This is a genomic window from Amycolatopsis orientalis DSM 40040 = KCTC 9412 (assembly GCF_000478275.1).
GTDB lineage: Bacteria > Actinomycetota > Actinomycetes > Mycobacteriales > Pseudonocardiaceae > Amycolatopsis > Amycolatopsis orientalis.
The window spans coordinates 1-19,783 of record NZ_ASJB01000001.1; the positions used below are offsets into that span (position 1 = coordinate 1).

Here is a 19,783-nt window from a genome sequence, read left to right on the forward strand (position 1 = left end):
TTCGGCAACAGCCCAGAACCGAGACAACTCCCCCGACCAGCACAGCACCCGGCGAACCTGCCCACCCCACGCCATGCCCCAAGGAATCCATCCCCAGCAACAAATCGTCGCCAAATCCCGGCAATGACTCCGAACAACAGCAGCCCATCAACACGACACGCCTTCTGGGCAAGGCTCATGCAGCGGCGGCAACTCCCGTCCAGACACAGCAGCACCACCGGCAGACCTCCAACACCAACCACCCCGTCGCCAGATTCCGGCCACGCCTCAGAACGGCGGCGGTTCCTCCGCCGAGGACACCTCCGGACGCGGTTCGTGCAGCGGCGGCGGAGCGCTGTCGTAGCTCCGCCCGGTGGGCGTGGTGATGGTCAGGGTGCCATCACCGTCGAGCCGGTAGGTCCAGCCTGGCTCGTCCTTGAGCCGGTGGTCCCGGCGGCAGAGGTCGATCAGGTCGGCGGCGTCGGTGTGGCCGCCGAACTGCCACGGCACCGAATGGTCCAGGTCGCAGGCCTGAGCGGGACGGTGGCAGCCCGGTCTTCGGCACTCGCGGTCACGGACGCGGACGAACTCGCCGAGACCCGCCGTGGGCCGGTAGCGGTTCCGGCCCAGGTCCAGCACCTGCCCGGAGAGGGGGTCGGTGATGATCCGGCGCAGCACGGTATTCGGACCGGAGGCGATGTGACGGCCCAACTCCGCCGGGATGTGACCGTGCCCGGCCAGCTCCGCCGGATCGTCATTCAGGCCGAGATAGGTGGCCAGATCCATATAGAGGAACACCTCCGCCCGTTCACTCGTGCCGCCCTGCCCACCCAACAGGAGATCGAGCGCGACGTCGGCACGCAGCTGGTCCAGGGTGCGGGTCTCGCCGCCGGTCTTGAGTGCCCGTGCTTCGCGATCGATCCGGGTGTAGGCGGCGGCGACCTTCTCGACCGGGCCGTCCTCGACCTCGATCGAGGCCACCCCTGTCTCACCGTGCCGCAGACTCAGCCGGCGGCCCGCGCGATGATGCTCGGCACGCTTGGCCGCGCCCGCACGATCCACGGTCATCGCCGCATGCCCGGCCGCCTTCCGGATCTGCTCGGAGTTCTTGCGCGGCAAGCGGTCTTCCAGTAACGCGTCGGCGGCGCGGGCGTTTTCGTCGGAGAGCCACGCGGTCGCGGAGGCGACCTTCATCGCCCCGAAACCGCTCACCTGACCCTTGTCCATCAATCCCAATGTGCGCGGCAAGCGGGTCGTCAGCGCCTCCGCGGCGGCGACCATCGCGCCCGCGTGACTGTCCACAAAAGACAGTTCGAACGCGACTTCCTGGACGACGCCGCCCGCACCGTCGCGGTGACGGCTCAGCCGGGCCAGCGCGCGGAACCGGACCGCCTCCAAACGCGCGATCCCCTCCGACGCCGCCACCGCGACAGCGAGGGAATCCTTGTCATCCAACGAATACAGCGAATCGTTGATCTCCTCCAAAGTGCCAGGCTCGGTTATTTCCTTGAGTAGCGCCAAAGTGGCGTTGCGGGTGTCCACCCACAGAACGTACAACCAGCCACCGACAGTTTTGGGAAACCCTTATCCGACAAGGGAATCGTCGTGCGAATCGAGCAAGCCTTCGACACCGTTCTCCAATTGCCGCGCGAACTCCGCCGAACGGGGAAGCATGGTCCTCTCGTAAGCGGCGACGGCTTCACCGATCGTGGCGGACCCGGCCAGCGCGAGGGCCAGCTCGCAGGCGTCGAGCATGGCCAGGTTGACGCCGACACCGAGCGGCGGCATCAGGTGCGCGGCATCGCCGAGCAGGGTCACGCGCGGCGAATGCTCCCACGTATGCGGGACGGGCAACACGTACAACGGGCGATCGACGTACGGACCGTCGTTCTCGGTGATCATCCGGGTCATCCGCGGCGACCAGCCCGAGAACGCGTCGAGCAGCCGGGCGCGGATCGCCGGGGTGCCACTGGAGCCGACCCAGTCCACGGGCAGGCGCTGAACGATGTAGACCCGGATGTGATCGCCGCCGTTGCGCTGGGCGAACAGGCATCGGTCGCCGTCGGCCGCCATCGCGCCACCCTGGCCGACCAGGTCGGCCAGTTCGGGGTGCGCGTTCTCGACGTCGTCGAACCACGCCTCCAGGAAGGTGATCCCGGCGTACTCGGGCACGGCCGGCGACACCGCCGGGCGCACCCGTGACCACGCGCCGTCGGCGCCGATGACCAGATCCGTCTCGACGGTCGTTCCGTCCACGAACCGCAAGCGCCCGGACGGCTCGACCCGCTCCAGGGTCCGGCCCCACTCGACGGTGCCCGGTTCCAGCGAGTCGAGCAGCATTCCCCGCAGCAGGCCCCGGTCGATCTCCGGTTTGAAGAGCTCGCCTTCGGCCGGGACGTGGTGGACGAGCAGCCGTCCCGCCGGATCCAGCCGCCGCATCTCCTGCCCCTCGGGACGGGCGAGCGCGAAGAACTCGTCGAGCAGGCCCGCTTCGCGCAGGGCCAGCTGCCCGTCGTCCGCGTGCAGGTCGAGGCTGCCGCCCTGGTCGCGCGCCCGGGGATGCGGGTCGCGGTCGTATACGGTCACCGGGATGCCGTGCTTCTGAAGGATGCGAGCGCAGGTCAGGCCGCCGGGCCCCGCACCGATGATGCTGATTCTCGAAGTCATGACCCCAGAAAAGCAGAACGAGTTAAAAAGTGCAACGAGTCAACTTAGTGACCGCGACAACCGATACGGTAGAGTGCGCTCATGGAGACACCGGGACGGCGTGAACGCAAGAAGGCGGCCACCCGCCAGGCGCTGGCGGACGCCGCACTGAACCTGTTCCTGGAGCGGGGCTACGACCAGGTGAGCATCCGGGACATCGCCGAGGCCGCCGACGTGTCGACAACGACGCTGTTCAAGCACTTCTCCGGCAAGGAAGCGCTGGTCTTCGACGAGGCCCAAGACCGCGAAGCGGACCTGATCGCCGCTGTGCGGCAACGCCGGGACGGGCAAACCGTGGTCGAGGCCCTGCGCGAGTACGTGCTCGCCACCTGGCTCCCGATCACGGAACACCCCCAGTACCCCGAATTCACGGCACTGGTGAGCGGAACCCCCGCGCTCCAGGAGTACGGAGAACGCCTGTGGACCAGGCACGCCGCGGCCCTCAGCGCGGCCATCGCCGAGGACGCCGGGGTGGACGCCGACGACATCACCTGCCGCGCGCTCGCACGGTTCGTACTGGACATCCCGGCGCTCACCAGGGGCAGGCCGGATCCGCGCACGGACGTCGAGAAGATCTTCGACCTGCTCGAGGGGGGCTGGCGTTAGTCCTTTTCGGACTCCGACCGCGCGGGCGTGGCGCGCAGTGAGCCCGGATGCGCCTTGGCCGACGGGTCTTTGCGGGTCTTCAGCAGACTCGCGACCGTCACCACGATGAGAATGCCGATGATCACCGCGAGGCTGACCGGCGTCGAGATCTCGGGAACGCTCGAGTCGATGTCGACATGGGCCCAGTGCAGGATCAGCTTGACCCCGATGAACCCGAGGATCACCGCGAGCCCGGCCGACAGGTACACCAGGCGATCGAGCAGACCCTTCACGAGGAAGTACAGCGCGCGCAGGCCCAGCAGGGCGAAGGCGTTGGCGGCGAAGACCAGGTACGGCTCGTCGGTGACACCGAAGACGGCCGGGATCGAGTCCAGCGCGAACAGCAGGTCGATCCCGCCGATCGCGAGCAGCACCACCACCAGCGGCGTGCCCACCCGTTTCCCGTCGAGCCGGGTGATCAGCTTGCCGCCGTCGTATTCGGTGGACAGTGGCAGCAGGCGGCGCGCGGTCCGCACCACCACGTTGTTCTCGACGTCCGGATCCTCGTCACGATGCCGGAACAGCTGGATCCCGGTGTAGATCAGCAGCAGCCCGAACAACAGGAACATGAAGGAGAACAACGAAAGCAGTGTGGCGCCGAGCGCGATGAAGACCGCGCGCATGATCAGCGCGACGACGATGCCGAAGGTGAGCACCTTGTGCTGGTGTTCCTCGGGCACCGCGAAGGTGCTCATGATGATCACGAAGACGAAGAGATTGTCGACCGACAGGCTCTTCTCCACGATGTAGCCCGCGAAGTACTGCTGCCCGAAGTCGCCGCCGTGAGCCAGCGTCAGCCAGACGCCGAACGCCACCGCGACCAGGATGTAGCCGACCGACCAGGCCACCGCCTCGCCGAAGCCGACCTTGTGCGGCCGCACGGCCGCGAGGATGAGGTCGAGCGCCAGCAGCGCGAGCACCAGTCCGATCGTCAAGGTCCAGGTGAGGCCATCGATCTGGAGCATCCGCGCCCTGTCTTTCTTTCGGCGGCTAGTGCCCTGATCCTAAGGTCGACTCCCCCGGTCCGCATTCGCATGCCCCGGCGCCGCGTCCAGCAGCGCCGAGATCACGGTCTTGAGCAGCGGGTGGTCCGCGCTCCCCCGCCGGACAGCGGCGAACACGCGGCGCAGCGGCGGCTCACCGCACAACGGGACGGCGAGCGCCCCGGGCACGGCGGTGAAAGCGTTACGCGGCACCAAAGCCACCCCTTCGCCCGCGGCGACGAGAGTGGTGATCGCGTTGAAATCGTCCGAAACGTGCCGGATCTCCGGAGTCGCGCAGGCGATCATCAGCACGTCGCGACAGGGATTACCGGGTTTCGGGGCGATCCAGTCGTCGTCGGCGAGGTCGTCGATGTCCACTTCGGACGATCCGGCCAGCCGGTGTGCGGTGGGCAGCACGACGTCGAACGGCTCCACGTACAGCGGGAACCGGGTGAGCCTGCTTTCATCCGTCCGTGGCGAAAGCCGGTACTCCTCGGTGATCGCCAGATCGACCTCGCCGTCGAGCAGCAGCGGGATGCTCGCGTGCCCCTCGACGTCCTGCACCTGCATCGAGACCCCGGGCGAACCGGCGCGCAGCGCGGCGATCGCCGGCGCGACGACCATCGTGATCGCGGAGGCGAAACTCGCCAGCCGCACCAGGCCCTGTACCCCGGAGTCGAGCGCGGCCAGGGTGGCCCGCGCCCGTTCCAGTTCGGCGGCGACGGCGTTGGCGTGCACCACCATCAGTTCCCCGGCGGGGGTCAGCGAAACCCGCCTGCCCCACCGCCGCAACAGCTGCTGGCCGCACTCGGCTTCGAGGGCGGCCAGCTGCTGGGAGACCGCGGACGGCGTCAGGTGCAGCGCCTGGCCCGCCGCCGTCACGGTGCCGTGGTCGGCGAGGGCGCGCAGTACCCGCAGCCGTCGCGGATCGATCATTCGTCCATCATGGACCTTGCCGTCACGAACGCGTCGACCGCACGGTCGACGTCGTCGGTCGAATGCGCCGCCGACATCTGCGTCCGGATCCGGGCCTTGCCGTGCGGCACCACCGGGTACGAGAAACCGATCACGTAGATGCCCTGGTCGAGCAGCAGATCCGCCATCTTGCCGGCCTTCGCGGCGTCGCCGATCATCACCGGGATGATGGGGTGCTCACCGGGAAGCAGGTCGAAACCGGCTTCGGTCATCCGGCGCCGGAACAGTGCGGTGTTGGCACGCAGGCGGCTCAGCAGCTCGCTCGAGGAGTCCAGCAGTTCCAGCGTGGCGAGCGCGGCGGCGGTGATCGACGGCGCGAGCGAGTTCGAGAACAGGTACGGCCGGGAACGCTGCCGCAGCATCTCGACGATCTCCGCGCGACCCGAGGTGTAGCCGCCGCTCGCCCCGCCCAGCGCCTTGCCGAGGGTGCCGGTCACGACGTCGACCTTGTCCCGCACCCCGAACAACTCGGGCGTGCCGCGACCGGTCGGGCCGGTGAAGCCGACGGCGTGCGAGTCGTCCACCATCACCAGCGCGTCGTAACGTTCGGCCAGCGCGCAGATCTCGTCGAGCGGCGCGAGGTAGCCGTCCATCGAGAACACCCCGTCGGTGGCGATCATCCGGTAGCGCGCGCCGGACGCCTCCTTGAGCCGCTGCTCCAGGTCGGCGACGTCACGGTTGCGGTAGCGCATCCGCTTCGCCTTGCACAGCCGGACGCCGTCGATGATCGACGCGTGGTTCAGCTCGTCGGAGATGATGACGTCCTGGTCGGTCAGCAGCGTCTCGAACAGCCCGGCGTTGGCGTCGAAACAGGAGCTGTAGAGGATCGTGTCCTCGGTGCCGAGGAACTCCGACAGCTTCGCCTCGAGTTCCTTGTGCGGCTGCTGGGTCCCGCAGATGAACCGCACCGACGCCATGCCGAAGCCCCAGCGGTCCAGCGCTTCTTGCGCCGCTTTGATCAGCTTGGGGTGGTCGGCGAGGCCGAGGTAGTTGTTGGCGCAGAAGTTGAGGACATCGCCGTCGCCGACACGGACCGAAGCCCGTTGCGGCCCCTGGATCACCCGCTCGCCCTTGTACAGCCCGGCTTCCCGGATCTCGGCGAGTCCGGCCTTGAGGTCGTCGCGCATCGCGCCGTACATCAGTTCTCCGTCCAATCCAGAATGACCTTGCCGCAACGGCCTTCCCTGGCCGTCGCGAACGCCTTCTCGTGTTCGGTGTAGCCGAACCGGTGGGTGATCACCGGCGAGATGTCCAATCCGGCCTGCAGCAGCACCGACATCGAGTACCAGGTCTCGAACATTTCGCGGCCGTAGATCCCCTTGATCTGGATCATCTTCAGCACGACGGCGGCGATGTCCACCGAGACGTCGGAGGCGGGCAGGCCGAGCAGCGCGACGCGGCCGCCGTGCGACATGTTGGCGATCATGTCGCGCAGCGCCTCGGGCCGTCCGCTCATCTCCATGCCGACGTCGAAACCCTCGGCCATGCCGAGCCGTTCCTGCGCGTCGGCGATGGTCGCCGACGAGACGTCCAGCGCGAGGTCGACGCCGACCTTGCGGGCCAGTTCCAGGCGGTGCTCGCTGACGTCGGTGACGACGACGTTGCGCGCGCCGGCGTGGCGCGCGATCGCGGCGGCCATGATGCCGATCGGGCCGGCGCCGGTGACCAGCACGTCCTCGCCGATGACGGGGAAGGACAGCGCGGTGTGCACGGCGTTGCCCAGCGGGTCGAAGATCGCGGCGATGTCGAGGTCGACCTCGTTGCGGTGTACCCAGGCGTTCTGTTCGGGCAGCACGGCGTACTGCGCGAAGGCACCGTCGGTGTGCACGCCGAGCCCCTTGGTCCGGGCGCACAGGTGCCGCCGCCCGGCCTTGCAGTTGCGGCAGCTTCCGCAGACCAGATGCCCCTCGCCGCTGACCAGGTCACCCACCTTGACCGTCGTCACCGACCGGCCGATCTCGACCACCTCGCCGACGAACTCGTGCCCGATGACCAGCGGCGCGGCGATGGTGCGCGCCGCCCAGTCGTCCCACGAGTCGATGTGCAGATCGGTGCCGCAGATCCCGGCGCGCAGTACGCGGACGGCGACTTCCCCCGGGCCGACGGCGGGGTCCGGCACGTCGGTGAGTTCCAGCCCGGGTGCTCGGTCGGCTTTGACCAATGCCTTCATGGCGCGAAGTCTGACCTGTGCGTGCTGTGCGGTCCATCGCGAGTTTCTGAAATCCCTCGTTAGCGTGGCTTCACAAGGACCCCTTGGTCCTACGAAGTGATGACGCGGATACGCGCCCCCTTCGAAGATCCTTTTCCCCGTGACGGAAAAAACCCGCACCCGGCCGGGTGCCGACCGAAGGGTCCTCATCGGCGGGCTGGCGGTGTTCGTCGTCGCCCCCGCCCTGCTGCTGGCGACCGGACATGCCTCGGGCAAGCCGTCCGCGGACTCGGACACGGAACTTTCCCTGGTGGGCGCTTTCCTTCCCGCGCTGGCGGGGCTCCTGCTGATCCGCGTGATCCCGCTCCGCGTACCCGGAACGCTTCCCGAAGCGCCCGATCGGCGGGTACTGGGCAGACAGGCGGCCGCCTTGGCGCTCGTCGCTTTCCTGTGGCCTCTCGCGTTGTTCCTGGTGGCGGCCACGGGGCAGCAGGCGGCGGTCCGCGATGTCTGGGCGCTCGCCAAGCCGATCGTGTTCCTGGTCCTGCCGCTGATTCTCCTGCGCGCCCTGCGGCCCGCGGGCGGAGCCGATCCTTTCCGGCTGCGGCCGGGCTGGTGGCCACGGGAGACCTGGCGTTGGCTGGCACCGATTCCGGCGGTACTCGTGTTCGGCTGGCTGTACGTGCTGGGCCCGCTCGCCCCGCCGCTTCCCACCAGCGAGGACTATCCCGACCCGGTGTACCTCGCGGTGGGCGCGACGCTGACCTTCTTCACCGCGAACGTGCTCGAGGAGGTCTTCTTCCGCGGCATGCTGCAGACCCGGCTGGAGGCGCTTTTCGGCCGATGGCCCGGAATCCTGCTGGCGTCGCTGCTGTTCGCCTGGCTGCATCTGCCGACCCACGGCCAGGGTGCCTCACCCTGGGCCGGACTTCCACTGACCCTGGGCACGATCGTGGCCTTCCAAGGGTTCTTCGGCCTGTTCGCCGGCTACCTCTGGTCCCGCTACCGCAACCTGTGGGCACAGGTCGCCGCGCATACCGCGGTCAACACCCTGCCGCTGCTGCTGATGTGAAACGGCGGCCGGTCTCCCCAGGGAAGACCGGCCGCCGCAACGGGGTCACGCGCCGATGGTCGCCGTGTCGATGACGAACCGGTAGCGGACGTCGCTGTTCTCGACCCGCTCGTAGGCCACGTTCACCTGGTCGGCCGAGATCGTCTCGATCTCCGCGCCGATCCCGTGCTCGGCGCAGAAGTCGAGCATCTCCTGGGTCTCGGCGATACCGCCGATCATCGACCCGGCCAGCACCCTGTTCCCGCCGAGCAGCGAGAAAGCGTTGTAGGACAGCGGTTCGCCGGGCGCGCCGACGTTCACCATCGCGCCGCCGACCCGCAGCATGCCGAGGTAGGAGTCGACCGGCAAGGTCGCCGAAACGGTGTTGAGGATCAGGTCGAAGCGGCCACGCAGGGTCTGGAACGTCGACGGGTCACCGGTCGCGAAGTAGTCCTTCGCGCCCAGCTTGAGACCGTCTTCCTGCTTCTTCAGGCTCTGGCTGAGCACGGTGACCTCGGCGCCCATGGCGACCGCGATCTTGACCGCGAGGTGGCCGAGCCCGCCGAGGCCGACCACGGCGACCTTCTTGCCGGGACCGGCGCCCCACCGGTTCAGCGGGGAATAGGTGGTGATGCCCGCGCACAGCAGCGGCGCGGCGACGTCGAGGCCGATGCCCTCCGGGATCCGGCAGACGAACGCGTCCTTCACCACGACCTGGCGGCTGTAACCGCCGTAGGTGTTCTCGCCGTCGAAGCCGACGGCGTTGTAGGTCTGGACGTTGCCCTTGACGCAGAACTGCTCGGTACCCGCGACGCAGTACTCGCATTCACCACAGGAGTCGACCATGCAGCCGACCCCGACGCGGTCCCCGACCTGGTACTTCGTCACCGCGGACCCGACCGCGGCGACGACGCCGGCGATCTCGTGCCCCGGCACCATCGGGAAGATCGCGGTCCCCCAGTCCTCCTTGACCTGGTGGATGTCGCTGTGGCAGATACCCGCGTACGCGATGTCGATCAGCACGTCGTCCGGGCGCAGGTCGCGACGTTCGATCGTGGTCGGCGACAGCGGGGCGCCCGGGGACGGCGCGGCGATGGCGTGCGTGGTCGTGCTCATGAAACCCTCCGAGAAACAGTGAGACCATGTAAGAGGTCACTTACAACGACGTAAGAGGGCTCTTACATATTCCACGACCTGGGGTGTGATCCACGACATGGGCGGCAAGTACCACCACGGCGACCTCCGCGCGGAACTCGTGCGGGTCTCGCTCGACCTGATCGCCGAGCAGGGGCTCGCGGGCTTTTCGGTCGCCGAGGTCGCCCGCCGCGCGAAGGTGAGCCCGGGCGCGCCGTACCGGCACTTCGCGGACAAGGAAAGCCTGATGGCCGCCATCGCCGCCACGGTGGCCTGCCAGCTGGCCGACCGGGTGCACGACGCCATCGAGGCCGAATCCGATCCCGTCGCCGCGCTCGCCGCGGCCGCGGGCGCCTACACCGCGTACCTGATCGAGCGCCGCGCCGGGATGAACATCATCTACGCCGACGGCCTTCAAGGACCGGAGCACGCGGCCCTGCACGAGCAGACCCGCCGCCTGACCGACCAGTTCCTCATGCTCTGCCTCACCGTCACCGACCGGCCGCAGGACGGGCTCGAACTGATGGAGCAGCTGTTCACCCAGGCGCACGGGTACGGCACGTTCCACCTCGACGGCGTCTTCACGAAACAGGGCTATTCCACGGAAGTCGTCGTCCGGAAGTCGGTGGAGGCCGCCCGCGCCGCCATCCGGGGACGCACGAAAATGTGACGTGTTTCACGTCCATTTTGTCCGATTACCGAGGCCTCCCACGCCGACATGATGCAAGCGCAATCCACTCGACAGCGAGGAGAAGCGCGTGAGCATCGGGCAAGACGTCGGATCATGGCGGGAACTGAAGCACCATATGAGCACCGCGGTGGTCTTGGCGGGTGGCGTGCTCATCGGCGCGATCACCATCTACGTGGCGGCGAGCCTGCTGCCGACAGCGGTCCAGGAGATCGGCGGGCGGCCGTTGTACGCCTGGACCATGACGGCGTTCCTGATCTCCCAGGTCGTCGCGACGATGCTCGTCGGCCGCTCCCTTTCGCGGTACGGGGGTGCGGGCTCCTACTTGATCGGCTTCGGCGTCTTCGCCGTGGGCTCGGTGCTGTGTGCTGTCAGCCCTTCGATGCCGATACTCCTGCTGGGCCGCGGCGTACAGGGGTTCGGCGCCGGGCTGCTGACAGGACTGGGTTTCGCCCTGATCCATTCGGCGTTGCCGAGGCGGCTTTGGAGCCGTGGCAGTGCGTTGATCTCCGCCATGTTCGGCGTCGGCAACTTCGCGGGCCCGGCGCTCGGCGGGTTCTCGGCACAGTTCGGATCGTGGCGGATGGCTTTCGCGGTACTGGCCGGAGCGGCGGTCGTACTCGCGGTCTTCGTGCGGCGTGCGCTGTCTCGCGGTGAGCGCACGGCTCAGGGTGCGCCGGTTCCGGTCGCGTCACTGGCCTTGGTCGTCGCGGCGGCCGGCGCGGTGGGGGTGGCCGGGATTCTCACCAACGGGGTCGCGATGGCGGCCCTTCTCGCACTGGGTCTCGCACTCGTGGCCGCGTTCCTGGTGGCGGAGAACCGGGGCACGTCGAGTGTGCTGCCCCGATCGGTGTACCGGGCCGGTTCCAAGCTGCGCTGGATCTACCTGAGCATCATGGTCCTGGCGTCGGGCGTCGCCGTGGAGACCTTCCTGCCGCTGTTCGGCCAGCAGCTGGGCGGACTCCCGCCTGCGGCGGCCGGCTTCTTCGCCGCCGCGCTTTCCTTGGGCTGGTCGGCGAGTCAGCTCGTCAGCGCGTCGGCCCACCGGGCGACTACGGTCCGGCGGCTCCTGCTCGCCGGACCGGCCTGCCTGGCCGCCGCCTTCGCGCTCTTGGGTCTGATGCAGACCGGGCAGCCGCCCCTGCCCCTCGTCCTCGCGTGGTTGCCGGTGCTCTTGGTCGGCGGCTCGGGCATCGGCATCGCGATGCCGCATCTGTCCGTGGCGGCGATGACCTCCGCTCCGGACGACGAGGCCGGGAAGGCCGCCGGTGCGATCGCCACGGTGCTGACGATGTCGACGGCGTTCGGCGCGACGATCGCCGGACTCCTGGTCAACCTCGGCGGACCGTCGGTGGTCACGTCGGCGCGCCTGCTGCTGTTCGGTTTCGCCGCGATCTCCGCGGCGGGCCTGTACACCGCGCGCCGCACCGGCTGAATCGTGGTCAGCTCCGGGAGTTCTTCCCGCGCACGCGTGGAAGCGCTTCCGGACAGCCGCCGTCGCAGCGGATATGCGCCCAGACGAGCTTCCCGCCGCGCACCGACTCACGCCGTACGCCCCATTGGACCGCCACGCCGTCGACCACGAGCAGACCGCGTCCGCGCGGATCCTCGAACTGCGAGGGGCGCGCCCGAGGCTGTTCGACGCTGACATCCGCGACCTCGATGCGGATCGCGCACGGCGACACGCCGCGCCACAGCTGGATGTGGCGCGCGCCACCCCCGTGCACATAGGCGTTGGCGAGAAGTTCCGTGGCCGCGAGCAGAACGTCGTCGAGGTGGCCTTCACCGAGGTCGGGAAGGCATCTGACCACCCAGGCACGCATGTCCGGCAACGCCCGCGGCGTCGTGGCCCGCAGATCCAGCACCCAGGTTCCCGGAACCGGATGCTCCGCGATGCTGATCATGGAGACACCCTTCCCGTCGCACGGCCTCTTTGCTGAAGTCGCACGATCGAGTTACCCAGAACTCCCGGTGATCAACCGGCGGCCGCCGTGGCGGACATGACAGCAGGTCAGCGGGCCGCGATACCCGCCGGCACTCGCGCAGGCCACCTTCACCGCTCGTGAGTGGTAATGACGGTTCTAACCGTCATTACCACTCACGAGCCCACCGGCCCCGTTCAGCAACCGGGCGGGAGCCAGCCGGGCGTGGTCACGACCTGTTCGGGAGTCACGGTCATCTGCGAGGTCTTGGGGCCGTGGCCGAAGCCGACGAGGCCGCCCGCGCAGACGGGCACCGCCCCTGGTCCGTCCTGAGTCGCGGATTCCCGCCAGGCGACGGGATCCACGCCGGTCCGCCACACCTTCCAGAACGGCGCGCCGTCCCGATGGCCGGCACAGGCGTCACCGGCCGGCAGGCCTTCGACCCGGCAGACGTAGCGGGAATCCCCGTATGGTCCCGTTCCGCTCCCGAAGTACACGTCCAGCCCGGAGCGCTCGAGTGCTGTCCGCGCGTCGCCGGGTGCGCCGGACACACAGCGCACGAGAACCTCGGACCGGCCCACTCCCTGAAGATCGACGGCGACCGTGACCCCTTCCGGCCCTTCACAGGCGCCGGTTCGCGAGACGGGGTCCACGGCGGGAAAGAGCGCCACCAGACTGACGAGGACAGACAAGATCACCACGGCCGGATACTACGGGTGTCGCCCCGGATGCGCACCGTAAGCCTTTCGCGGAAACACGGCACGAATCACACTCCGTTTCGTACGGAACGAGGGAAATGTGCCGGAAATTGCCCTGCTCAGGGGACTTGCGCGTTTCCCGGCAGAGGCAAAAGATGTGTTCTTCTCGCGCCGCACCCCCATTGGGTGAGGCCGACTTGTCCGGATGATCACAGTTCATCCGGGTCCTTGAAAGGTTCAGAGCGTGACGCGCAGTCGCCTTGCCGCATTCGTCGTTCCCCTTACCCTCGCCGGTTTCCTGCTCACAGCGGGCGGCACCACCGCCCAGTCGCGGCAGCCGTCGCAGAGCCCGGTCGACATCTCCCCCGGCGCGATCCGGTTCGATCCCACTCTGCCGAGGCTGGAGGTCTCCTACGGCCATTCCGATCTGGATCTCGAATACATCCGGAAGGACACGGCGGACTCCAACGGGTGCGGTACGAGAAATCACGAAGAAACCGAAGAGGCCGTAGTACGGCCCGGCACCGGGCACGTCACGCTCGCCGGGGTCCGCTACGAACTCGAACAGTTCCATTTCCACACCCCGTCCGAACACCGCTTCGCCGGCCGTGCCGATCCGCTGGAAATGCATTTCGTGCACCGCAGCGCCGCCGGGAAACTGCTGGTGATCGGCGTGCCCCTGCGCGCGGGCGCCGCGTCGCCGGTGGATCGTGTCCTGGCGGAGCTCGCGCCGGAATGCGGCGGGACGGTGGCGCTGGCGGACTTCGACCTGAACACGCTCCTGCCCCGCGACCGCGGCACGCTCCGGTACAACGGCTCGCTGACCACGGCCCCGTTCACCGAAGGCGTGCAATGGTTCCTGATGGCCGAACGGACCGTGTCCCCGGCGACGATCGCGCGGTTCCAGGGCCTGTTCGGTGACGGCAACGCCCGCTCGCCCCAGCCGCTGAACGGACGGCGTATCACCGCGGTGCCGCAGATCTGACAGAACCGTAGGAGCGCCGGCGTTTCATCGGGATTTCATGGCTCCGCTCTACGGTTCCGGGCACGGATCCGCACCGGCGGACCGGAGGTCCACGAGGAGACGTGCATGAGCCCGGCGAGCCGGACCCCTTACACCATGGTGCTGCCCCGGGACGACCGGCCGAGTCCCGGGGAACGGGAGGGGGTCATCGGACCGGGCTGGAGCTGGGCGGCGTTCTTCACCCCGTGGGCCGCCGGCCGCCCGTCGCCTAGGTACCGGTGGACGCTGTTCGAGACCGCCGCCCATGCCGTCGACGACCTTCGTCGCTGTCTCGACGACGGCGTCGTCAGCAGGCGCGGCGCCCTGTGCTCGTCCGTCCTCCGGAAACGCGGGGCACCGCGGGAACTGGTGCTGTGCGACGGCGCGGACCTGGCCTGCGTCGTCCACGAAGTCCGCTCCGGGGTACATGTGACCGACGCCGGTGACGCCTCCTTCGCGCGCTGGCGGAAGGACATGGAGGGACACCGCTTCACGATCGTCAACGCAGGTGCGCCGACCGTCTGGTGAGGTCCAGGCCTTCCAGCGCGAGGGCGCGCTGGAGGGAATCGCCGTCGGGTCCGAGGGAGGTGAGCACCCATTCGAAATGCTCCCTGGCCGCGACCGGGTCGCCCGCGGCGAGATGGGTGCGGCCGAGCCGGTTGCGGATCTCGGACTCCATCCCGACGACGGTCTCCTCGGTGACCGCGGTCAGCGCCCGCCGCTGGAGTTCGAACGCCTCATCGAGGTTCCCGAGTTCCAGCTCCGCCGCGCCCAGCCGGGCCAGACCGGAGGCGATGAGCAGTCCGTCGGTCGTCTCCTCCGCGATCTGGACGGAACGCCGGAGATCCAGCGCGGCCTCCGCGAACTTGCCGAGTTCGAGGCGGACGGTGCCGCTGTGGCACAGCACCCGCGCCAGCATCCCCGGACTGCCGATCTCCTCGCTCAGCTCGCGGGCCCGGCCCAGGTGGACCAGCGCTTCTTCGTGCTCTCCCCGCAGGTAGGCGAGAAACCCGAGCGCGGACAGCGCCCGTTCGGCGAGCCAGCCGTCCCCGACCTCGTCGGCCATGGTCATCACCTCCCGCATCCCGGAGAGCGCGAGGTCGTGCCGCCCGGCGATCAGGTCCACCATGGTGAGCCCGCCCAGCGCCCGTGCTTCGGCCCCGCGGTCGCCGGAGTCCCGGCCCGCCCGCAGCGCGTCGTCGAACCAGGCGCGAGCCCGCTCCAGCTGGCCCTGCATGCCGTAGGCGTAGCCGAGACAGAACCGCAGTGACGAGACCAGTCGCCCGTCTTCGGCCTGTTCGGCCAAGGGCAGCGCGATCTGCAGCGCGGTCCGGGATTCGTGGTACCGCTGCTGACGCGCGAGGTAGTCGACCAGCCCTTCGGCGATCGAGCACGCCAGGCCCTCCAGCCCGGCCTCCGCCGCTTGGGTGACCACTTCGGGCAGGTCGCCGACGGCGTCCAGCCAGGCGGAAGCGTCACGCTGCCCGGTGAACGGTCCGCCCGATTCCACCGGGAACCGCGCGACCCCCCATTCACTCGCCCGGCGAGCGGCGCCGAGGTACAGGCCGTAGACCCGCTTCCGCGCGGCATCGACGACGTCGCCGGGCAGGCCGTCGGCGAGGCGCCGGGCGTAGACGGCCACCAGATCGTGCAGCCGGTAACGGCCACTGGCCGGTTCCTGCACGAGACTCGCGTCGACAAGGCTTTCCAGATGACGCTCGGCCTCGGCGGCCGAACAGTCCAGCAGGGCGGCCACCGAAAGCCGGTCGAACTCGGGCGTCGGCGACAGGCCGATCGCGCTGAACGCCCGCTGCTCGGCGGGCCGCAGCTGCTCGTAGGAAAGGCGCAGCGCGACCTCGACACTGCGGTCCTCGGCGGTCAGCTCGCCGAGCCTCCGCTCGTCGTCCGACATCCGGTCCACCAGATCCTTGAACGTCCACATCGGACGGTTCTGCAGCCGGGCACCCGCGATCCGCAGCGCGAGCGGCAGCCGCCCGCACAGCCCGGCGAGCGCGCGCACGGCGAACCGTTCGCCCTCCGCCCTCGGGGTCCCCACGATCCTGCCCAGCAGCCGTTCCGCGGCGTCGAGTCCCAGCGCGCCAAGGGAGATCCGGCGGTCGGCGTCCAAACCGGACAGTCGCCGTCTGCTCGTCACCAGCACGCGGCTGCCCGGCCCGCCGGGGAGCAGGGGCCGCACCTGCCCGGCGGACTCGGCGTTGTCGAGTACCAGCAGCAACCGCAACTGCGCGGTCGCCGCCCGCCACGAGGCGGCCAGCTCGTCGAGATCGTCCGGCATGGCGCCGTCCTCGACGCCGACCGCGCGCAACAGCCGCCGCAGGGCGCGTTCCGGCGTCACCGGCTCCCGGCCTTCGGTGTAGCCGTGCAGGTCCACGAACAGCGCACCGTCCGGATAGGACTCGCGCAGCCGGTGCGCCGCGCATACCGCGAGCGTGGTCTTGCCCGCGCCGGGGACACCGTCGACGGCGTCGACCGAGACCGTCCCCGGATCGCCTTCCCCGACGAGCAGCGCGAGTTCCCGGTCCCGTCCGACGAGTTCGCCGTTGGCGGCGGGGAGTTCGTTGCGGATCCGGCGCGGCGTCTCCCGGCGCGGGGCGACGCCGAGCAGCGTTTCGTCGCCGCGCAGCACCGCTTCCTGCACCTTCCGCAGTTCCTCGCCCGGTTCGACGCCGAGCTGGTCGATCAGCCTGTCCCGGACGTCGGTGAACACCTCCAGCGCCTCCGCCTGACGCCCGCCGCCATAGAGGGCGCGCATCAGCAGCGCGGCCAGTGGCTCGCTCGGCGGGTCGGCGGACACGAGCGCCGACAGCTCACCGATCACCTCGTCGAACCGGCCGAGTTTCAGCTGTACGCCCAGTTTCCGGCGCAGTAGCAGGAGTTTGCGCTCCTCCAGACGCCGCCGCTCGCCCTGCACGAACGCGCCGGGCAGCCCCGTCAACGGCTCGCCGTGGAACAGCCGGAGCGCGTCGGCGAAGGCGTCCACCGCGGCGATGAGGTCGCCCGCCTCCTCGGCGGCGGCCGCGACGACGGCGATCTCCTCCAGCCGCACGACGTCCAGCCACACCCCGCCGCCGGCGAACCGGTAGCCACCGCGGTCGGACACGATCACCGAATCCCGCGGCCGCTGCCCGGAGGTGTCCAGGCACTGCCGCAGCCGCCGGACGTACACCGACAGCACGTTCGACTCCGGTGGCCGTTCCCAGAGCCCGTCGGTGAGTTCGTAATGGCTGACGGTCACATCCGGGCGCAGCAGCAGCGCGGCCAGCACGGCCTGCTGCCGGAGCGGGCCGAGATCCAGCCTCGTCTCCCCCTGCCAGGCCCGCAACGGGCCGAGCACCTCGAAGCGGAGCCGCGAATCCGCGGTCACCCCGTCCCCCTTCATGATCCCCCCTTCGTTTCCCATGGCTAGCCCGGTACCACGATCCCGTGATCGAACGCGTAGACGATCGCCGCCGCCCGGTCGCGCAACTGGAGCTTCGTGAAGATCCGGCCGATGTGGCTTTTCACGGTCACCTCCGAAATCACCAGCGCCGCGGCGATCTCCGCGTTGGTCAGCCCCCGGCCGATGGCCCGGAGCACGTCTTGTTCCCTCGGTGTCAGCAGTTCGGGCGAGAGCCCGCCGCTGCCGCTCCCGGCGGCCTGCCGGTAGGCCGCGAGCACGCGGCCGGTGACCCCGGGGTCGAGCCAGGCGTCGCCCGCGGCGACCGCGCGCACGGCGCGGATCAGGTCTTCGGCCGGGGAATCCTTCAGGACGTAGCCCGCGGCGCCCGCCCGCAGCGCGTCGGCCAGCAGGCTGTCGTCGTCGAAGGTGGTCAGCGCGAGCACCGGCGCGCATCCGCCGGACCGCCGCAGCCGCCTGGTCGCCTCCACCCCGCCGATGTTCTTCATCCGCAGGTCCATCACGATGACGTCGACCTCGTGCGCGGCCAGCGCGGCGGGCACTTCGGAGCCGTCGCCGCATTCCCCCGCGATGACGAACCCGTCGCGACGCCGCAGGATGCGCCGCAGCCCGGACCGGACCAGCTCCTGGTCGTCGACCAGCAGCACCTGGATCTCGGCGGCGGTCACGACTTGGCCCCCGGCACGGTGACCTGGACGATCCACTGCCTGCCGCTGGGCCCCGCGCTGAGGTCGGCGCCGAGCTGGGCCGCGCGGACGGCCATCCCCGCCAGCCCCGAGCCGTCCTCGGAGGTACGCCGGACGGTCGCGGGCAGGGGGTTGCTGACGGTGAGCCGCACTTCCGACCGGCCGGCGGTCAGCCGGACCTCCGCCGTGGCCCCGGGGGCGTGCTTGACGACGTTGACCAATGATTCCTGCACGATCCGGTAGAGACCCAATCCTTCCGAGGCGCCTACCCGATCGAGGTCGCCTTCCTGTGTATAGCGCACCGCCAGCCCGGCGGCCCTGGTGCGTTCCACCAGCGTCGCGATGTCCTCCACCCCCGGTAGCGGGGAGCTGCCCGACGGTGTGTCGGCGAGCAGGCCGACCGTGCGGCGGATGTCGGCCATCGCGGCGCGGCCCACCTGCTCGGCTTCGGTCAGCGCTTCGATCGCCTCGTCGACGTCGCGATCCTGCTGCAGCGCGCGCCGCGCCCCGGTCAGGTGCAGCAGCGTGATGCTGAGCGAATGCCCGACGACGTCGTGCACCTCCCGCGCGATCCGCTGCCGCTCGGCGAGCAAGGCCTTGTCGCGGGAGACGTCGCGTGCGCCGCGTTCGGCGTCCAGCGCCCGGGTGTACCAGCGGACCACGAGCCCACCGCAGAGGCCGAGCAGGACCGCGACCATGTACACGGGCCCGCCGACCAGCCCTCCCCAGATCCCCGCCACGACCAGGACCAGCTCACCCGTGCCGGTCACGAGGGCGATCCCCAGCGGCGTCCGCAGGATGCTGCCCGCCTCGGTGGCCGCCATCAGCAGCAGCAACGGCGCGAAGTCCGGGAGCACCGGCTCGATGAGCAGGACCGCGGCCGCGACGATCAGCGCGGCCATCCGCACCCACGGCACGACCCAGTCGGTGGTGGCCCAGATCAGCGGCCTGGCGATCACGACCAGCCCGGCCAGTGCCACCGGGGTCGGCGGCAACAAGGCGTCTCGCTGGACCAGGGCGACCACCGCGAACACCGCGCTCACCAGGGTGGAGCTCACCGGCACCCACCAGGGCAGGGTCAGTCCGGCACGGGCGAGGCTCACCTGCACCCGTGCCCGCAACCGGTCCCGCAAGATCTCCAGCACCGCCTCAGCCTAGGAAGTGGCGGGAGGCGCGTCATCGTGCGGCGGTCGGCACCCGTCTCCGCCCACGGTAGGAGGCCGCGCGAGCACGGGCCGATGAAATCCGGATGAAACGCGGGCTGGTCACTCTGGCTGGGGCGCTTTTGGCTGGGGCGCTTTTGGCTCGGTCACTCTGGCTCGGTCACTCTGGCTGGGCCACGCTGGCTCGGTCACTCTTGGCTCAGCGCGACCCACTTCAGCTTCTCCTGTTCCCGCTTCGGCAGACCCGCGACGACGAGGTCGTAGGAGTCCTCGATCATTTCGCGGACGAAGTCGTCGGTCAGCGAACCGTCCAGCTCGACGGTGTTCCAGTGCCGCTTGTTCAGGTGGTAGCCGGGGATGATCGCCGGATGCTCGGCGCGGAGCCGGACGGCCAGGTCGGGCTCGCATTTGAGGCTGATCCGCAGCGGTTCCGCGTTGAGCCGGCTGAGCGCGAACACCTTGCCCGCGACCTTGAACACGCTGGTGTCCTCCCCGAACGGGAACTCTTCCCGAGCGCCGGGGAGGGCGAGGCAGAGCTTCGCGAGAGCGGCAGGCTTCATGGCGTTCAGGCTAACCGCCCCCA

General features: G+C 69.5%; 19 protein-coding genes. 6 read left to right on the plus strand and 13 right to left on the minus strand.

The features are described 5' to 3' along the window. Positions 1–267 precede the first annotated feature (267 nt). Both L324_RS00005 and L324_RS00010 read right to left on the minus strand, forming a co-directional pair. A complete protein-coding gene (locus L324_RS00005; RefSeq protein ID WP_438938432.1) occupies positions 268–1,521 on the minus strand; it encodes an HNH endonuclease signature motif containing protein in 1,254 nt (417 codons plus the stop codon). A 42-nt stretch (positions 1,522–1,563) separates the two neighbouring features. After that, on the minus strand, positions 1,564–2,646 hold the full coding sequence (locus tag L324_RS00010) for an FAD-dependent oxidoreductase (protein WP_037303105.1): 1,083 nt from the start codon (positions 2,644–2,646) through the stop codon (positions 1,564–1,566). A gap of 81 nt (positions 2,647–2,727) precedes the next feature. Here L324_RS00010 and L324_RS00015 point away from each other — a divergent pair, with 81 nt between their 5' ends. After that, positions 2,728–3,291: a TetR/AcrR family transcriptional regulator gene (locus L324_RS00015; protein WP_037303106.1), complete on the plus strand. Its 564-nt coding sequence runs from the start codon at positions 2,728–2,730 to the stop codon at positions 3,289–3,291. On the opposite strand, the gene L324_RS00020 is transcribed toward L324_RS00015, so the two are convergent. The 4 genes from L324_RS00020 to tdh are packed head-to-tail and all read right to left on the minus strand — an operon-like array spanning position 3,288 to position 7,458. Continuing rightward, positions 3,288–4,295 (minus strand): TerC/Alx family metal homeostasis membrane protein, encoded by a 1,008-nt coding sequence (locus L324_RS00020; protein ID WP_037303107.1) that lies wholly within the window; start codon positions 4,293–4,295, stop codon positions 3,288–3,290. The two genes, L324_RS00015 and L324_RS00020, sit on opposite strands and share 4 nt — an antisense overlap. A gap of 39 nt (positions 4,296–4,334) precedes the next feature. Beyond that, entirely contained in the window at positions 4,335–5,249 is a 915-nt protein-coding gene (locus tag L324_RS00025) for a LysR family transcriptional regulator (RefSeq protein WP_037303108.1), read from the minus strand. Next, a complete protein-coding gene (locus tag L324_RS00030) occupies positions 5,246–6,427 on the minus strand; it encodes a glycine C-acetyltransferase (RefSeq protein ID WP_037303109.1) in 1,182 nt (393 codons plus the stop codon). Before L324_RS00030 ends, L324_RS00025 begins: the two co-directional genes overlap by 4 nt. Continuing rightward, positions 6,427–7,458, minus strand: coding sequence for an L-threonine 3-dehydrogenase (gene tdh, locus L324_RS00035; protein ID WP_037303110.1), 1,032 nt, complete (start codon positions 7,456–7,458; stop codon positions 6,427–6,429). The genes L324_RS00030 and tdh overlap by 1 nt, the downstream gene beginning before the upstream one ends. A 139-nt stretch (positions 7,459–7,597) precedes the next feature. Here tdh and L324_RS00040 point away from each other — a divergent pair, with 139 nt between their 5' ends. After that, positions 7,598–8,509: a CPBP family intramembrane glutamic endopeptidase gene (locus L324_RS00040; RefSeq protein WP_037303111.1), complete on the plus strand. Its 912-nt coding sequence runs from the start codon at positions 7,598–7,600 to the stop codon at positions 8,507–8,509. A 45-nt stretch (positions 8,510–8,554) separates the two neighbouring features. Here the strand turns inward: L324_RS00040 and L324_RS00045 are convergent, their stop codons facing one another. Then, complete coding sequence (locus tag L324_RS00045) at positions 8,555–9,604, minus strand: NAD(P)-dependent alcohol dehydrogenase (protein ID WP_037303112.1); 1,050 nt, start codon at positions 9,602–9,604, stop codon at positions 8,555–8,557. 85 nt (positions 9,605–9,689) lie between these two features. On the opposite strand from L324_RS00045, the gene L324_RS00050 reads away from it, so the two are divergent. Next, on the plus strand, positions 9,690–10,292 hold the full coding sequence (locus tag L324_RS00050) for a TetR/AcrR family transcriptional regulator (protein WP_037303113.1): 603 nt from the start codon (positions 9,690–9,692) through the stop codon (positions 10,290–10,292). Positions 10,293–10,380: 88 nt separating this feature from the next. Continuing rightward, positions 10,381–11,745 (plus strand): MFS transporter, encoded by a 1,365-nt coding sequence (locus L324_RS00055; protein WP_037303114.1) that lies wholly within the window; start codon positions 10,381–10,383, stop codon positions 11,743–11,745. Between the two features lie 7 nt (positions 11,746–11,752). Here L324_RS00055 and L324_RS00060 read toward each other — a convergent pair whose 3' ends face one another. Both L324_RS00060 and L324_RS40770 read right to left on the minus strand, forming a co-directional pair. Continuing rightward, positions 11,753–12,214 carry an ATP-binding protein gene (locus L324_RS00060; protein ID WP_037303115.1) on the minus strand — a complete coding sequence of 154 codons (462 nt, stop codon included), beginning with the start codon at positions 12,212–12,214 and terminating at the stop codon, positions 11,753–11,755. Positions 12,215–12,429: 215 nt separating this feature from the next. Continuing rightward, complete coding sequence (locus tag L324_RS40770; protein ID WP_051173528.1) at positions 12,430–12,933, minus strand: hypothetical protein; 504 nt, start codon at positions 12,931–12,933, stop codon at positions 12,430–12,432. A gap of 241 nt (positions 12,934–13,174) precedes the next feature. Here L324_RS40770 and L324_RS40775 point away from each other — a divergent pair, with 241 nt between their 5' ends. Both L324_RS40775 and L324_RS00075 read left to right on the plus strand, forming a co-directional pair. Beyond that, positions 13,175–13,915 (plus strand): carbonic anhydrase family protein, encoded by a 741-nt coding sequence (locus L324_RS40775; RefSeq protein ID WP_051173529.1) that lies wholly within the window; start codon positions 13,175–13,177, stop codon positions 13,913–13,915. 105 nt (positions 13,916–14,020) lie between these two features. After that, positions 14,021–14,461, plus strand: coding sequence for a hypothetical protein (locus L324_RS00075; protein WP_037303116.1), 441 nt, complete (start codon positions 14,021–14,023; stop codon positions 14,459–14,461). Here L324_RS00075 and L324_RS00080 read toward each other — a convergent pair. From L324_RS00080 to L324_RS00095, 4 genes are all read right to left on the minus strand, one after another. Further along, positions 14,433–17,333: an AfsR/SARP family transcriptional regulator gene (locus L324_RS00080; RefSeq protein WP_235783365.1), complete on the minus strand. Its 2,901-nt coding sequence runs from the start codon at positions 17,331–17,333 to the stop codon at positions 14,433–14,435. The two genes, L324_RS00075 and L324_RS00080, sit on opposite strands and share 29 nt — an antisense overlap. Positions 17,334–17,356: 23 nt before the next feature. Beyond that, positions 17,357–18,019 carry a response regulator gene (locus tag L324_RS00085; RefSeq protein WP_037303118.1) on the minus strand — a complete coding sequence of 221 codons (663 nt, stop codon included), beginning with the start codon at positions 18,017–18,019 and terminating at the stop codon, positions 17,357–17,359. Continuing rightward, positions 18,016–19,182: a sensor histidine kinase gene (locus tag L324_RS00090; protein ID WP_037303119.1), complete on the minus strand. Its 1,167-nt coding sequence runs from the start codon at positions 19,180–19,182 to the stop codon at positions 18,016–18,018. The genes L324_RS00085 and L324_RS00090 overlap by 4 nt, the downstream gene beginning before the upstream one ends. 206 nt (positions 19,183–19,388) lie before the next feature. Beyond that, positions 19,389–19,760, minus strand: coding sequence for an MmcQ/YjbR family DNA-binding protein (locus L324_RS00095; RefSeq protein WP_037303120.1), 372 nt, complete (start codon positions 19,758–19,760; stop codon positions 19,389–19,391). Positions 19,761–19,783: the final 23 nt, after the last annotated feature.

Coding starts and splice junctions, on each gene's coding strand:
- L324_RS00010 (WP_037303105.1), bottom strand. CDS start 2,646: ATGACTTCGAGAATCAGCATCATCGGTGCGGGGCCCGGCGGCCTGACC.
- L324_RS00015 (WP_037303106.1), top strand. CDS start 2,728: ATGGAGACACCGGGACGGCGTGAACGCAAGAAGGCGGCCACCCGCCAG.
- L324_RS00020 (WP_037303107.1), bottom strand. CDS start 4,295: ATGCTCCAGATCGATGGCCTCACCTGGACCTTGACGATCGGACTGGTG.
- L324_RS00025 (WP_037303108.1), bottom strand. CDS start 5,249: ATGATCGATCCGCGACGGCTGCGGGTACTGCGCGCCCTCGCCGACCAC.
- L324_RS00030 (WP_037303109.1), bottom strand. CDS start 6,427: ATGTACGGCGCGATGCGCGACGACCTCAAGGCCGGACTCGCCGAGATC.
- tdh (WP_037303110.1), bottom strand. CDS start 7,458: ATGAAGGCATTGGTCAAAGCCGACCGAGCACCCGGGCTGGAACTCACC.
- L324_RS00045 (WP_037303112.1), bottom strand. CDS start 9,604: ATGAGCACGACCACGCACGCCATCGCCGCGCCGTCCCCGGGCGCCCCG.
- L324_RS00060 (WP_037303115.1), bottom strand. CDS start 12,214: ATGATCAGCATCGCGGAGCATCCGGTTCCGGGAACCTGGGTGCTGGAT.
- L324_RS00075 (WP_037303116.1), top strand. CDS start 14,021: ATGAGCCCGGCGAGCCGGACCCCTTACACCATGGTGCTGCCCCGGGAC.
- L324_RS00080 (WP_235783365.1), bottom strand. CDS start 17,333: ATGAAGGGGGACGGGGTGACCGCGGATTCGCGGCTCCGCTTCGAGGTG.
- L324_RS00095 (WP_037303120.1), bottom strand. CDS start 19,760: ATGAAGCCTGCCGCTCTCGCGAAGCTCTGCCTCGCCCTCCCCGGCGCT.